The 14,637-nt window shown below is 43.9% G+C and carries 11 protein-coding genes; 5 read left to right on the plus strand and 6 right to left on the minus strand.

Going from position 1 to position 14,637, the window contains the following annotated elements; genetic code table 11:
• Nucleotides 1-188 precede the first annotated feature (188 nt).
• The 5 genes from KYS23_RS05130 to pilM are packed head-to-tail and all read right to left on the minus strand — an operon-like array spanning nucleotide 189 to nucleotide 4,726.
• A complete protein-coding gene (locus tag KYS23_RS05130; protein WP_218395634.1) occupies nucleotides 189-1,949 on the minus strand; it encodes a type IV pilus secretin PilQ in 1,761 nt (586 codons plus the stop codon).
• Nucleotides 1,949-2,479, minus strand: coding sequence for a pilus assembly protein PilP (locus tag KYS23_RS05135; RefSeq protein WP_201299235.1), 531 nt, complete (start codon nucleotides 2,477-2,479; stop codon nucleotides 1,949-1,951). Before KYS23_RS05135 ends, KYS23_RS05130 begins: the two co-directional genes overlap by 1 nt.
• Complete coding sequence (locus KYS23_RS05140; RefSeq protein WP_159528307.1) at nucleotides 2,479-3,090, minus strand: type IV pilus inner membrane component PilO; 612 nt, start codon at nucleotides 3,088-3,090, stop codon at nucleotides 2,479-2,481. The genes KYS23_RS05135 and KYS23_RS05140 overlap by 1 nt, the downstream gene beginning before the upstream one ends.
• A complete protein-coding gene (locus KYS23_RS05145; protein WP_159528309.1) occupies nucleotides 3,087-3,671 on the minus strand; it encodes a PilN domain-containing protein in 585 nt (194 codons plus the stop codon). The genes KYS23_RS05140 and KYS23_RS05145 overlap by 4 nt, the downstream gene beginning before the upstream one ends.
• The gene (gene pilM, locus KYS23_RS05150) at nucleotides 3,659-4,726 is read right to left on the minus strand and encodes a type IV pilus assembly protein PilM (protein WP_218418175.1); all 1,068 of its coding nucleotides are present in this window, start codon (nucleotides 4,724-4,726) and stop codon (nucleotides 3,659-3,661) included. The genes KYS23_RS05145 and pilM overlap by 13 nt, the downstream gene beginning before the upstream one ends.
• Nucleotides 4,727-4,865: 139 nt before the next feature.
• On the opposite strand from pilM, the gene KYS23_RS05155 reads away from it, so the two are divergent.
• The 3 genes from KYS23_RS05155 to yghU all read left to right on the plus strand — a co-directional run bounded on the left by KYS23_RS05155 (nucleotide 4,866) and on the right by yghU (nucleotide 11,129).
• A complete protein-coding gene (locus KYS23_RS05155; RefSeq protein WP_218418176.1) occupies nucleotides 4,866-7,544 on the plus strand; it encodes a penicillin-binding protein 1A in 2,679 nt (892 codons plus the stop codon).
• Nucleotides 7,545-7,615: 71 nt separating this feature from the next.
• Nucleotides 7,616-9,307 carry an NAD-dependent malic enzyme gene (locus KYS23_RS05160; RefSeq protein ID WP_159528315.1) on the plus strand — a complete coding sequence of 564 codons (1,692 nt, stop codon included), beginning with the start codon at nucleotides 7,616-7,618 and terminating at the stop codon, nucleotides 9,305-9,307.
• 964 nt (nucleotides 9,308-10,271) lie between these two features.
• Nucleotides 10,272-11,129 (plus strand): glutathione-dependent disulfide-bond oxidoreductase, encoded by an 858-nt coding sequence (gene yghU, locus KYS23_RS05165; RefSeq protein WP_159528317.1) that lies wholly within the window; start codon nucleotides 10,272-10,274, stop codon nucleotides 11,127-11,129.
• A 102-nt stretch (nucleotides 11,130-11,231) separates the two neighbouring features.
• On the opposite strand, the gene KYS23_RS05170 is transcribed toward yghU, so the two are convergent.
• Entirely contained in the window at nucleotides 11,232-11,822 is a 591-nt protein-coding gene (locus KYS23_RS05170) for a TetR/AcrR family transcriptional regulator (RefSeq protein ID WP_218395630.1), read from the minus strand.
• A gap of 152 nt (nucleotides 11,823-11,974) precedes the next feature.
• Here KYS23_RS05170 and KYS23_RS05175 point away from each other — a divergent pair, with 152 nt between their 5' ends.
• The gene (locus KYS23_RS05175; RefSeq protein ID WP_218418177.1) at nucleotides 11,975-13,396 is read left to right on the plus strand and encodes an NAD(P)/FAD-dependent oxidoreductase; all 1,422 of its coding nucleotides are present in this window, start codon (nucleotides 11,975-11,977) and stop codon (nucleotides 13,394-13,396) included.
• A gap of 18 nt (nucleotides 13,397-13,414) precedes the next feature.
• Nucleotides 13,415-14,587, plus strand: coding sequence for a DUF2855 family protein (locus KYS23_RS05180; RefSeq protein WP_218395628.1), 1,173 nt, complete (start codon nucleotides 13,415-13,417; stop codon nucleotides 14,585-14,587).
• Nucleotides 14,588-14,637: the final 50 nt, after the last annotated feature.

Here is a 14,637-nt window from a genome sequence, read left to right on the forward strand (position 1 = left end):
TCCAATAAGCACTACTCCTTTAACCTCGCTAAAATTTCGAGACCGCGATTATCTCAGTTTCTAACAAGCCCTTGCAAGTATTGTTGAAAACAATTAGCACTATAATGTAAATACAGAGGCATTGCAGTACGAGAAAACGTAAAAAGCGGACTACTCTCAGTCCGCATTTTACCTTGAATTATAGGTTGTTACGGTTTTTCTGTAATTATTTTGGGCGTTACAAATATAAGTAGCTCACGCTTCTCTTGAAACTCTGATGTATTTCGAAACAGTACACCTAAAAACGGCAAGTCGCCAAATAATGGCACTTTTGACACGCTATCGGTACTCGTTTGCTGGAAAATACCGCCCAATACTATGGTTTCGCCGTTTTCTACTAAGACCTGAGTTTTGATTTCTTGGGTATCAATGGCCACCGCATCACCGGTTGAAGTTGAAACGGTTTCACCACGGGTATCTTGAGTAACAACTAAATCCAAAATAATGCGATTATCTGGCGTAATTTGTGGTGTTACACGAAGCGATAACACCGCTTTTTTGAATTCAACCGAAGTAGCACCACTTGAGGTAGCTTGAACATACGGAATTTCAGTTCCTTGTTCAATATAAGCTTCTTGCTGATTCGCTACCGTAATACGCGGACTAGCAATAACCTCACCTTTGTTTTCAGATTCAAGTGCTGACAATTCTAAGTCTAATATGGTGCCATCAACCAAGCTCGCTATTTGAAAGCCAATAGTGCCAGCTGCACCAGAAACAGGGAGGTTTACGTTTAGTCTATCGTCAATACTTGGAACAGAGCCGCCTGCAATAGTTTCCGCCCCTTCAATAGTCCCTGAAACGCCACTGTCACTTTCTCTATCGCTTAAGCCCCAACGAACGCCTAGCTCTTCATCAACGTTATCAAGTACGGTGACCATTCTGCTTTCAATTAATACTTGTTTAACCGGAATATCCAGTGCATCAATCATTTTTCTTGCTTCATCAATTGAAGGTAAGGTATCTCGAATAAGCATAGTGTTGGTGCGCTCATCTACGGTGACAGTGCCGCGCTCAGATAAAATGCCACCCTCTGAAGATTTCAAGATAGTCGCTAGCTTGGCTGCCTTGGCGTAATTTACCGAAATATTGACGGTGCTAAGAGGGGCCAAATCAGACACCTGTTTCTTTGACTGCAGCGCTTGGGTTTCTCTGGCGGTAAGCTCTTCTGTTGGTGCAATCAGTAAAATATTACCTTCTAGGCGTTTATCCAGCCCTTTAACGCGTAAAATCATATCAAGGGCTTGATCCCATGGAACACCAGACAGGCTTATGGTGACATTTCCGGTAACTGTGTCTGTGGTCACCAAGTTAAAGCCATTAACTTGCGCGATAATTTGCAACACTTGACGTACAGGTACATCTTGAAAATCTAACGAAATCGGGTCGCCAGTGTAGGTTTTTTTGTTTTCTAATTCTTCTTGTTGCGACAAGCTCATCGGCTCAATTTTGATGCGAATGACGTTATCTTCTACCGCGTGGCGGGCGGTCACGGTATCGCTATAAAGAATTTCTATGCGGGTACTTTTTTCGTCTTGAAATGTCTCAATGATTGATACTGGCGTGGAAAACTCTGTCACGTTTAATTCAACGAGCTGACTTTCATCTAACTCGCTATCAGCGAGGGTAATGGTAACCTTTCCTTGAGACTCAACGAGTTGCGGGGTAGGTGAAGCTCCTTCAAAGGTGACTAGCGCAACACCGATATTATTTGCTTCTCGGGTAAAGTCTATATCGGTAATCCGGGTTGACGGTGTGTTGTCACTTGGGTCGTACAATACGGGTTCTAACGCTTTGGCGGGCGCAACATAAAGTATCAATACCGTACAGATAGCGGCAAAACCCAGCAACCAAGGCCAGCGAGCACTTCTACGATTTAAAGACTTGTTAAATAGGTAACGCTCAGCCATTATTTTTTCTCTCCTGACGTTGAGGTTTTGCTCAACGTTATCTCTTTTTTCTGCCAGCAACCTGCGCCATCAGGTATTAACTGTTCTATTGTTAGTGAGTTTGGATTAATTCCGGTGATTTTACCGTAAAATAACCCGATGCGGCTGCCAATTTTGGCTTTATGTAAAACGCCGTCATTACTGGTGATTAGTGCCCATTCAATGCCTTGGCTTTTAAAGTTACCGGTTAAGCCTAATGAGTCTAAGCCATACCTTTCCAATTTCTGCTTTGTACGTTCAAAGTCAGGTTGAAAACAGTTTTCTTGTCGAGTTTGCGTTAATGGCGCCGTGTTTTCTTTAGGCGAATCAAAAGGGCTAGGCAATTCGCTCGCTGAATATATAAAGGTTGTAGGTGTAGCAAACTCAGGGTAGGGCTCTATATTGTGAACTACATTTTCGCTGACACTCTGCGTATATGCCTGCAAGTCATCAAGTTTTGGCGAGCAAGCGGTTACCATAACAACCGCAGCAAGTACTAAAAAAAAGCGCATCACTGAGATCCTCCGCTTATTCCGGTACTGTTTTCTGAGCGGTAGGTTTTCGCTTGCAGTTGCAATGTGAGCCCATTGCTATCTCGTAAAATATCGAAATCATGTAAGGTGACAATACGAGAAAGTCCAGCCACTTTGGAGACAAATTCTCCAAAGTGGTGATATCCGCCACTGACTTCAATTTCAATAGGCAGTTCGGTGTAAAACTCTTTAGGTACTTCTTGTTGCCAGTTCAATAATTTAAAGGTAAGCCCAGATGATGTGCCTACATAGGTTATATCGTCTAGCAAACCTGGGGTTTCATTGCTGGTAGGTAAGCTTTTCAGCATGGAAGAAAAGTCATCTTCCAGTTGGGCAAGCTGTTCTCGGTACGCTTCTTCATTTACCGCAATGCGGTACTTGGCTTCATATTGCAGTTTCAGCTCTTGTTCTTTTAACTCGGCCGTATCAAGGATAGGCAGTTTAGGGCTTATAAGCAGATAATAGCTAAGCGCGCCAATTAAGATTGCCACGAAGGCAGCAACCACTATGCGTACTTCATTGGGCCAAATAGCAATTTGTTCAAAGTCTAGCTCATTGAGTTCTTTGAGCTTTTCTACATCAAATTTCATTTATTAGTCTTCCCTTCAGCGCCTTGCTTCAACGGTGATACCGAAGCGCTAACCATAAAGGTAAGCGTGAAGGTGCTAATCGCGCGCGAGGCATTGGTGTCTGCTTTTATTGACGATAATTCTGCTCCAACAAAAACATCAGAGTTATCTAATGAACGCATGAAATCAGAAAGTCGGTTATTTGAATCACTAACGCCTTCAATTTCTAACTTATTTCCCATGCGCTTCATGGATTGAAAGGTCACACCCACAGGTACGATTTTGGCCAACTCATCAAATATAATGGCCGCTACATTTCGGCTAGCCTGTAGTTGTTCAATGAGGGCCATGCGTTGTTCAATCGCATTTTTACTTTCTTTAATATTCTTTATATCTGCTATTTTCGCATCTAATAAGGCAATCTCGCGCTCAAGAAACTGGTTCCTAGAATTCTGATGATTAATTTGTTGGTCGATGGCCTGACCGATAAACCAAAAAATTAACCCCACGATAGCAGCAACGGCTAGCAGACCCATCAAATACTGCTGCTTTTGATGTTGGCGTCGCTGCTCGCGCCAAGGAAGTAAGTTTACATGTGCCATGATGTGAAACTCCGGCTAGCAAGGCCCGCGGCAATAGTTAGCTGTGGGGCGATACGACGTAACCGCTGGGAATCTAACTTAGGGTTCATGGTCATGCCCAAAAAGGGGTCGAATACATCAACGTGTAGGCCCAAGTCTTGGCGTAAAATATCGACCAAAGGTTGGATGGTGGCAGCGCCGCCGCAAAGTAAAATTTTCGCAGGCCGGTCAACATGAAATGTCGTCATGTACATTTGCAATGCACGATTGATGTTCTGCTGTAAATTAGCGGCAAAGATAGGTAACACTTCGTCTAACCAACTGTCAGACGATGACTCGTCCATCAATAGACGCTCGGCTTCATCACGCTCAATCATTTGAATAGCGCTAATGTCGTTGACTAAGTTATTTAGCCCGAACGCATGCTCTTTTGTATAGGCAACATTGCCGTTACGTACCACGCTAACTTGAAGTAATGAGGCACCTACATTAATGGCGCAAATGGTTTCATCTTCCACTTTTCCGTTATAGAAAAAGTCGATAGCGTTTCCAATTGCGTAATTTTCCACATCAACAATTTTAGGTTCGAAATCGGCTTCGCGGGACAGTAGCAATCGGCTATCTACTAAATCTTTGTGTGCGGCCGTCAACAGAACATTGACCTTGCCAGAATGTGTTTCACTTGGGCCTAGTTCTTCAAAGTCTATATAAACTTCTTCAAGGGGAAAAGGAATGAGGCTGTCCGCTTCAATTTCTATCTGGCTTTCAAGTTCATAATCGTTTTGGTCTGGCTCCATATAAACGATTTTACTGATTACTGATGTACCCGCTACCGCTACATTAGCTTGCTTTATTTTAGTTTTTAAGCTGTTACGTACTTTTTTAAGTGCTAAACTTACCGCCTCGTAATCTTTAATATCTCGCTCAGAAAAAGCCACTTTATTGATAGATTCACAAGCATAGCCTTGAAGCATATAGCCATTGACTGAAGGTTCTAGCCATACCGCTTTTATTTGACGTGTGCCTATGTCTAAACCCACAATGGGAGGCATCTTTTTCTTGAACAGCGATTTCATTTACAAGTGTCCGGTTTCAATGGTAGTTGCTCTAAAGTACAATATTACTCAGTTTTTATTGTGCGTATGGTTCTATTGATAACACATACGTATGAAAATATACGTCATTTTCGCAAAAATGCCTTGGTATCCTTAAATTGTGAAGTACATTAAACCGTTATTATTATTCTTTGTCATCTCAGGCCTTATTGGGTGTGTCGCGCTTGTTGGTATTTACTTTTATATCAAACCTAACCTACCAAGCGTTACTGTACTTAAGGATGTTAGACTCCAAACGCCCATGCAGATATATACTCATGATGGAAAATTAATTTCCCAATATGGCGTTAAACGGCGGATACCCGTAAAACTTGAGGAAGTTCCTGAACAATTAATCCACGCAATATTGGCAACCGAAGACAGTCGCTTCTTTGAACATCACGGAATTGACCCCATTGGAATTGCCCGTGCTGCGTTAAGTTTAATTATTACGGGAGAAAAAAGGCAGGGGGCGAGTACATTAACAATGCAGCTTGCTCGAGGCTTCTTTTTAAGTCGAGAAAAAACGTATATTCGTAAGGTAAAAGAGATATTTATCGCGTGGCACATGGAGCAGGAACTCAGTAAAGAAGAGATCCTTGAACTCTATTTAAATAAAGTTGAGCTAGGCCATCGTTCGTTTGGTTTTGGTGCCGCTGCCCAAGTGTATTATGGTAAATCTCTTAATGAACTCACTTTGGCACAACTTGCCACTATTGCAGGCCTTCCAAAAGCGCCTTCAGCGCTTAACCCTATTACTGACCCTGAAGCATCAGCAGGCCGTCGCCGCGTGGTGTTGCTGCGCATGCTTGATGAAAAATACATATCTAAAGTGGACTTTGATAATGCGGTAAGCGCGCCTATAACTGCACGTAAGCATGGGGCTGAAATTGAAGTGGATGCACCTTATTTAGCCGACATCATCTATAACGAAATGGTCGATATTTACGGTAAAGATGAAGCGGAGACAGGCGGCTATCAGGTTTACGCGACCGCGGGTTCCGACTTACAACTCGCTGCTCAGCGCGCGGTGGTAAGGAATCTACACGACTACGATGAGCGCCATGGTTACAAAGGGCCGCTTGGCTATTTGTGGGACGCCCCTTCGCCAGAGAGCCAAGATGAGCCAGTACCTCAGCTTTCTTTAGATTTTGACGTAAGTGAAAAGTTGCTCGCCAGTGACTGGAGCGAGCGCGAGATGCTTTCTGCGTTGTCACGAGTGCCATACATTAAGCCTCTTGTGCCTGCAGTTGTACTTTTGGCCGCTGATCAATCTATTGATGTGCTTGATGTAAACGGCGAGAAGCGAACGATCACTTGGGAAGGTTTAGACTGGGCGAGACGATATATCACCGACTTTAGGCAAGGTAGCGAGCCCGAAACAGCCTCAGATATCACCCAACCTGGTGCGGTAATTTATGTTCGTGAACAAGACGACGCATGGCGTATCGCGCAATTGCCAGAAGTGAGCGGGGCGTTTATTGCGCTTAATCCAAAAAATGGTGCGGTTGAAGCGGTAGTCGGTGGATACAGTTTTTACCAAAGCCAGTTTAATCGTGCGACGCAAGCAAAACGACAAGTAGGCTCTAACATTAAGCCCTTTATTTATTCTGCGGCGATAGACAGCGGCTATACCCTCGCTTCTATTATTAATGATGCCCCTATCAATCAATGGAATGCGGCAACCGGTGTTGCTTGGCGCCCTCAAAACTCACCGGCGGAGTACGATGGTCCTATTCGTATGCGTAAAGCCTTGGGTAAATCGAAGAATGTAGTGTCAGTTCGTCTACTGCGGGGTGTTGGGCTTCGTAAAGCGGCAGACTATCTGACTCGCTTTGGTTTCGATCCAGACGATATTCCATTAGACGAAACCGTATCGTTAGGGTCTAGCTCTCATACACCGCTAGAAGTGGTTCGTGGTATGTCAGTTATTGCTAATGGCGGCTACTTAGTAAACCCTCACTTTATTGCTAAAGTGCTGGATGAACATAATCAAGTGTTGTGGGAAGCTAACCCTGTTTGGGCATGCGATAACTGCACCAAGGCTCATGCGCCTGAAAGCTATCCGGAAAGTGATGTAGAAAACGATTTAGACAATAACGATGTTGATGTTGAAGCCTTACTCGAAGCCCAGCTTAATAAAGATGTATTGCTAGCACAGAGCGAAACAACGGAACAGCAGAGTGCACCCCAAGTCATTACCGCACAAAATGCCTTCTTGGTAGGTGAGATGATGCGTACCGGTGTCCGTGCTAATGGGAATTGGAGTAAGAAGACTTATTGGCTTGGTACAGGTTGGCGTGCACGAAATATTCTGCAGCGCACCGATATTGCAGGTAAAACAGGTACCACGAACGATTCAAGAGATACATGGTTCAGTGGTTTCCAAAAAGATATCGTCGCGACCGCTTGGGTTGGTTTTGACAACATGGGAAGACAACTTGGCCGTGCTACTCGCAATCAAAACCTCGTTAATCGCAACCCTGAAAAATTCAATTGGATTGGTAATGCGTTAATTGGTACCGAAGACGGGGCAAAAGCGGCCGGTCCGGCATGGATAAGATTTATGGAATATGCATTGGCAGAAAAGCCTCATTCACCTATTCCTGTACCTGAAAAAATAGTGCGTGTCCGCATTGATCGTACCAGTGGGAAGTTGACCCGAAGGACAGACCATACGACACTGTTCGAATATTTCTTGCAAGGCACTGAACCCACCTCATATGTTCTTGATGATGAAGTGGTCGACCCTGCCTCGCAAAATAAAACGACGACGCCAGAGCCTGAAGAAATATTTTAATAAAAAGCGTGCAAAAGCACGCTTATCAGGTTGCAGCTAAGTAATTGCCTGTAAATAAAACCGGATTACCCATGTCAGAAGATTCAAATCGATATCTTTATATTCCTCATGCTGGACCCTCGCTGTTGGAAACGCCCCTGTTAAATAAGGGCAGTGCATTTACCTCGAGAGAGCGCGCTGCATTTAACTTAACGGGCTTAGTACCGCCTCGTTACGAAAGTATTGAAGAGCAAGTTGAGCGTGCGTACATGCAATACAGTAGCTTCGACGAAGTACTGAACAAGCATATCTATTTACGCGCCATTCAAGATAACAACGAAACCCTGTTTTATCGTCTTATTCAAAAACATATTGATGAGATGATGCCAATTATATACACCCCAACAGTGGGTGATGCTTGTGAGCAGTTCTCGGACATTTATCGTAGTTCGCGCGGGCTGTTTGTATCGTGGGAAGAGCGCCACCAAATAGATGACATTGTTCGTAATGCCACCAAGCGTAAAGTCAAAGTGATTGTAGTGACTGATGGCGAACGCATTCTTGGCCTTGGCGATCAAGGCATTGGTGGAATGGGTATACCGATTGGTAAGCTTTCGCTATATACCGCTTGTGGTGGTATTAGCCCTGCGTATACCTTGCCCGTTATGCTTGATGTGGGAACTAACAACGAGAAGTTGCTCAACGACCCTATGTATATGGGGGCACGTCACCCTCGTATTGGGCAAGAAGACTACGATGAATTTGTCGATATGTTCATTCAGGCTGTAAAACGCCGCTGGCCTGAAGTAATGATTCAGTTTGAAGATTTCGCACAACCTAATGCGATGCCTTTGCTGAACCGCTATCGCAATCAAGTGTGTTGCTTTAACGACGATATTCAAGGTACTGCTGCGGTTACGTTAGGCACTATTTTAGCGGCATGTCGCATGAAACAACAAAAGTTATCTGACATGAAAGTGGTGTTTGTTGGGGCAGGTTCAGCCGGCTGTGGTATTGCTGAGATGCTTATTCAGCAAATGGTGCATGAAGGTATTAGCGATGCGCAGGCGCGTAAGCAAGTCTTCATGGTAGACCGCTTTGGCCTAGTGACCGAAGGTATGGAAGGCCTACGCGATTTCCAGCAAAAGCTCAATCAGCAGTTAGTCGACCTTGAAACTTGGACTTTTAGCGGCGATTACGCATCGCTACTTGATGTTATGCACTGTGCCAAGCCAGATATTCTTATTGGGGTATCGGGGCAACCTGGTTTGTTCACTGAGCAGGTGGTTCGCGCCATGAAGCAAAACTGTGAGCTACCGATTATCTTTCCATTAAGTAACCCGTCTCGTCAGGTTGAAGCACGACCAGAGCAGGTTATTGAATGGACCGATGGCGAAGTGGTTATTGCAACGGGAAGCCCGTTCAAGCCAGTTGAATACAAAGGTAAAGTATTTACCATTGCCCAGTGTAACAACTCGTATATTTTCCCTGGCATAGGCCTTGGTGTGGTTGCTGCAAAAGCAAAATTAATTAGTGATGAAATGCTGATGGCGGCAAGTAACGCACTTGCAGACGCGTCGCCTTTGGTAAACACAGGTGAAGGTTCCTTATTACCACCATTGGGTGCTATCGCTGAGCTTAGCCGTAAAATAGCCTTTGAAGTAGGTAAGGTCGCAATGGCGCAAGGGCTAGCCCTTGAGATGTCAGACGATGCGTTGAATGACCATATTGAGCGTAATTTCTGGAAAGCTGAATACAGACCATATAAGCGCGTGAGTATTTAAATAAGTATCTTTGCACGCGTTTGTTCAAGTATACGATAGCAGCCCTAGGGCTGCTTTTTTGTTTCTTCTGGTAGCTTTTTCTAGCTCACATGTACTTACTCTTTTCACTACAAGTTCCAGCTATTCTCCACGTCAGTAATAAAGTGTTGCGAGAGTGCAACATTTTCTCAGTCCCCCCTATCTTTCCTAATTTCATATTACTATTAAGTTATTGATATTATTTGATTTGTTGTGATGGCATAAATGCTGCTTAGCTTAAGAAGTTCGGGTAAGAACCCTAGTAGGGCTCCAAGTTAGAAAGCCAGCAACCGCTCCATTACGTTGGTCGGTTCGCCTAGCTCAGCCTCGCGCCTTTTAAGTAGTACTCTTTAAAAGAGGAAGGGGGCTTTAAGCCTAATAAGTTTGGGCATCGCTTGGTTTAATGCATCGTAATGCTAGTTGTATAGTATTTGGAACACGGCACTGGAAACACGGTAATAACAGCATCGGTATTGTGAGTTAACCCAATACCCACAGGGAGGAAGCGTATGTTTGCAATAGTAAGGAATTTTACCAGAAGCATTTTTGATAATGAGCTTAGGTCAAACGAGCTTATGTCGAACGATTTCAATACGTGCATGTTGCTTGATGCATTGTCCTCTTTGGAACAAGACTAGGCTTTTTCAAGCAACATTGAGTACTTGTTCGAATAGAATTCGGTTACTGGGGCTGCTAGTCATAGTGAATGCACTATGACTAGCAGGCACCAAATGGCCACACAGTTTGCGGGCAATGGATTGCGCGCCTTTTATTATCGCAGGGGCAGTTTAAAATACGTTTAAAAACGATTTTATTCTGCCTTCTTTGCGAACTGTCCTAGCGAGAAGCGCTTGGTCGTATATCCTTAATCCTGCTCATTGTAATTCCATATTCAGTACACACATCAAATTTATAATCATGCTAATGCGATAGAAAAGGATCTGATATGTCTGACAGTAATACCTATACCCCTCCAAAAGTATGGAGCCAAAATGAAGATGACGGTAACAAGTGGGCTAGTATCAATCGCCCAGTATCGGGTGCTACCCATGAGCAAGAACGCTCTGTAGGCCAGCATCCACTTCAGCTTTATTCATTGGCAACACCAAATGGACAAAAAGTCACCATCATGTTGGAAGAGCTCTTGGCCGCAGGTATTACTGACGCTGATTACGATGCGTGGTTGGTTAATATCGGTGAAGGTGATCAATTTTCATCTGGCTTCGTTGACGTAAACCCAAATTCAAAAATTCCAGCCATGGTAGATACTTCCACTTCACCAGAAACGAAGCTGTTTGAATCGGGTTCAATACTTCGTTACTTAGCGGATAAGTTTACGGTATTTATTCCTACCGATCCTGCTGCAAAAGTAGAATGTTTCAACTGGTTATTTTGGCAAGTAGGTTCAGCACCCTACTTAGGCGGCGGTTTTGGGCATTTTTACAGTTATGCGCCCTACCCAATGGAATATCCCATTAACCGTTTTACCATGGAAGTAAAACGTGAACTGGATGTGCTAGACAAACATCTCGCCAAAAATACCTATTTTGCCGGAGAGGAGTACAGTATTGCTGATATGGCTATTTGGCCATGGTATGGCAACTTAGTACTCGGTAATCTTTATGATGCAGCCACTTTTTTGCAAGTGAACGACTACAAACACCTTTTACGCTGGGCAACAGAAATTGAGGCGCGCCCTGCTGTAACGCGAGGGGTGATTGTTAATCGTACGTGGGGGGATGCGCAGCTTAAAAATAGACATAGTGCTAAAGACATCGATGATGCGCTAAACGAAGTGAAATAAGCCCTCGAACAGCGATAAGAGTTAGCAACACATAAAATTGTTACCTATTTCGAGTATACTCTCTTGATAGGCTGGTTTGTGTGTTGCCGCTTTGTATTGTTGTTATGAATTATTGTTGTGCGTAGCTACCAACGCGTAAACGTGCAGCCGAATAGCATTTAACGCCCGCGTCTTCCAATCTACCCAATTAATTCTATTGCGAATCTCATGTTGGTTTAAACTTATATAGCCATGACACAACGCCCATATTTGCATTGCTATATCCTGACGCTCTTCTACAGCAATCTCTTTTTTAATTATCGCTGATACCACTTTAGTTAAGGTAATAAATGCCTTTTCCCCAGCAGCAATCGCGTCTTCGTTGGGGGTGTAATCTTTTAGATTAGAGCCAAATATTAGATTGTAATGCGCTGCATGTGCTTCAGAGAATTGAAGTACGTGTTCACAGGCATTGAGCAACCTATCTGATGGGGTACTACCCTCAGATTGCTTCATCATTTCATCAACAAGGGTAAAGCCTTCAATATACAGGGCATCAAGAATACCTTGCTTCCCCTTGAAGTGGCTGTAGATGCCTATCGTAGACATACCTGCACCCTCAGCAATAGCACGTACGCTTAACGCGTGACTCCCCCCTTTTAAGAACAGGGTTGAAGCCGCTTCTAAAATTTTCTGACGAGTATCTTTTTTCATTTACATTGAATTTACATGTTGCGCAATATAACGGCGTTATATATATTGAATATAACACTGTTATATTCAATCGTTCCATTAGATTGTCGTTTAGCGTGATTACATTTATTAAACCCGCGTGCAGGCAGGTTCATACATAAAGGACATAGTATATGAAAGCAGAACAATTAACTTGCGATTATTTGATTGTGGGAAGTGGGGCGGTAGGCATGGCGTTTGCCGATGTACTACTCAGTGAAACCGATGCCAGCATTATCATAGTCGATAAATATGCCAAGCCAGGCGGCCATTGGAACTTAGTTTATCCTTTTGTCACCCTGCATCAGCCATCTGCTTTTTATGGAGTCTGTTCACGAGAGCTAAATCGCGGGGTGATTGATAAAACAGGAATGAATGAGGGCTTGATGAGCTTAGCCTCTGGTGCTGAGGTGAGTGCCTACTTCGATTCAGTCATGCAAGAGACCTTTTTGCCCTCGGGTCGTGTTCAATATTTTCCCCTCAGCCAATACGAAGGCGAGGGCAAATTTACCAATATCACTGGCGGTAAAACGTACGACGTTACCGTCAACAAAAAGACAGTAGACGCGACTTATTTAAAAACCAGTATTCCCATTACCCACAAGCCAAGCTTTACCCGTGATGACAAGGTTGATTTTACGCCAGTCAATACCTTAACCCAACGAGTAACAGGTCATAAAAATTATGTCGTCATTGGGGGAGGTAAAACGGGGATCGACACCTGTTTATGGTTACTTAGCAATTTTGTAAACCCTGAAAACATTCATTGGGTGGTATCTCGGGACGCATGGCTGCTCAATAGAAAAAACACCCAGCCACTAGATGAATTTTTCTTCGATACCATTGGCGCGCAAGCTAACCAAATGGAAGCCATTGCACAGTCGACCTCTATCGATGACATGTTCGATAAATTAGAGGAAAAGGGCGTCATGCTGCGTATAGATAAAGACGTCAGGCCTGCTATGTTCCATGGTGCCACGGTAAGTGAAGCCGAATTGGCAGCACTGCAAACCTTACCTAATATAATTCGCCATGGCAGAGTAACGCATGTTGGAAAAGAGGCGCTTACGTTTGAGGATACTCAGTGGGCAATGCCAGAAGATGCATTGGTGGTGGACTGTTCGGCATCAGCACTCACAAATTTAGAAATAAAACCTGTTTTTGAAGGCAATACGATTACGCCGCAAACCGTGCGAGCTTACCAACCGGTGTTCAGTGCAGCGCTGATTGCGCATGTTGAGGCAGCCTATGATGATGAAGCCACCAAACAGAAACTGACACAAGTTGTTCCTCTGCCAAATCGTGATATTGACTGGGTTCCTATGACGGCAGCGATGCTACGAAATATGCATGTTTGGGGCGAAGCGCCTGAACTTCGTGCATGGATCCATAATTGTAGACTCGATGGTTTTTCCAAAATTGTTCATGGTGTGGCCAAAGACGATATGCCAAAACTACAAGTGTTAGGGCGCCTAAAAGCCGGGTCGCAACCTGCTATGGGTAAACTCATGGAGTACATGCATATGCTGAAAGCCAGCGGCAAACTCGCATCTTAAGAAAAGGGAAATAAAGTAATGCAACAGTTTCAAGTTGATAAACAGGACTTAAGCCAACACCGTATAGTCTCCATAGAACATGCCGATCTTTATAAACAAGCGCCATTAAAAGACGCACCATTAAAAGAAGAACAGTCCAAAGAGGGTGTGACCTTTGAAGTAGAGCGTTTTGCGTTTACGGCCAACAATCTCACTTATTTCATGATGGGTGAAAAGCTTGGGTATTGGCAGTTTTTTCCAGCTGTTTCGGGTGACGCGACTTCCAACAAACCTTTGGAGAACAACGCCAACGACAAATGGGGCGTTATTCCTGTGTGGGGTATAGGTAAGGTATCAGCATCTAGCGTAGAAGGTGTGGACGTAGGCAGTCGTTATTTTGGGTATTTCCCGCCTGCCACTCATCTGCATATGGACGCCATTACTTTTGCTCAAGGAAATTTGATTGATACCAGCGCGCATAGAAAAGCACTACCGCAGGGTTATAACCTGTATCGGCCATTAGAACGTAGTGGTGATAAAGCTCAGTCACACCGTGAAAACCTGCAAATGTTATTGTGGCCTTTATACATCACATCCTATTGCTTATGGGATTTAATCGACCAGTGCAATGCACCTAAACCAAAACAAGTGATTGTATTAAGCGCATCAAGTAAAACCAGTCTGGGATTGGCTTATGCTCTTAAAAAAGATGACTATCACGTGGTAGGTGTGACTTCTGGTAAAAGCCAAGGATTTGTTGAAGGACTAGATGTTTACCATCAAGTGGTCTGTTATGACGACCTAGATGACATCGCCAACAAAGCCAGCATTGTGGTAGATATGTCGGGCAACAATAAGGTAAAGCTGCGGCTTAAGAATAAGCTTGGCGATGATCTTATGCGCTATGTGCAAGTGGGATTAACCCATTGGCAAGAAGTAAGCACAGGTGATGGCACTGAAAATACAAAAGACGCCTCTGGCGTAAGTGATGAATTCTTTTTTGCTCCTGCACACATTCAAACCAGAATGACTGAGTTAGGTGCGGGTGTATTTCACGCAAAAAGCGGGGCTTTTGTAAAAGAAGCTATGCTGTGGACAGCATCGTGGTTATCGGTAAGAGAGCATGAAAATATTGCGTCGTTACTGCATAACTTTGATGCTATTTGTCATGGCGATGTTTCACCTAAAGAAGGCCTGATATTCGCGCCATAAATTATTTTTAACGCCCCCCTTTCAAATGGGGGCGGAGACACAAAACGTTT

Source organism: Alteromonas lipotrueae, assembly GCF_019249255.1.
GTDB classification, from domain to species: domain Bacteria; phylum Pseudomonadota; class Gammaproteobacteria; order Enterobacterales; family Alteromonadaceae; genus Alteromonas; species Alteromonas lipotrueae.

Excerpts from the sequence above, each read along its gene's own strand:
- KYS23_RS05130 (WP_218395634.1), bottom strand. The coding sequence starts at position 1,949 with ATGGCTGAGCGTTACCTATTTAACAAGTCTTTAAATCGTAGAAGTGCT.
- KYS23_RS05135 (WP_201299235.1), bottom strand. The coding sequence starts at position 2,479 with ATGCGCTTTTTTTTAGTACTTGCTGCGGTTGTTATGGTAACCGCTTGC.
- KYS23_RS05140 (WP_159528307.1), bottom strand. The coding sequence starts at position 3,090 with ATGAAATTTGATGTAGAAAAGCTCAAAGAACTCAATGAGCTAGACTTT.
- KYS23_RS05145 (WP_159528309.1), bottom strand. The coding sequence starts at position 3,671 with ATGGCACATGTAAACTTACTTCCTTGGCGCGAGCAGCGACGCCAACAT.
- pilM (WP_218418175.1), bottom strand. The coding sequence starts at position 4,726 with ATGAAATCGCTGTTCAAGAAAAAGATGCCTCCCATTGTGGGTTTAGAC.
- KYS23_RS05160 (WP_159528315.1), top strand. The coding sequence starts at position 7,616 with ATGTCAGAAGATTCAAATCGATATCTTTATATTCCTCATGCTGGACCC.
- yghU (WP_159528317.1), top strand. The coding sequence starts at position 10,272 with ATGTCTGACAGTAATACCTATACCCCTCCAAAAGTATGGAGCCAAAAT.
- KYS23_RS05170 (WP_218395630.1), bottom strand. The coding sequence starts at position 11,822 with ATGAAAAAAGATACTCGTCAGAAAATTTTAGAAGCGGCTTCAACCCTG.
- KYS23_RS05175 (WP_218418177.1), top strand. The coding sequence starts at position 11,975 with ATGAAAGCAGAACAATTAACTTGCGATTATTTGATTGTGGGAAGTGGG.
- KYS23_RS05180 (WP_218395628.1), top strand. The coding sequence starts at position 13,415 with ATGCAACAGTTTCAAGTTGATAAACAGGACTTAAGCCAACACCGTATA.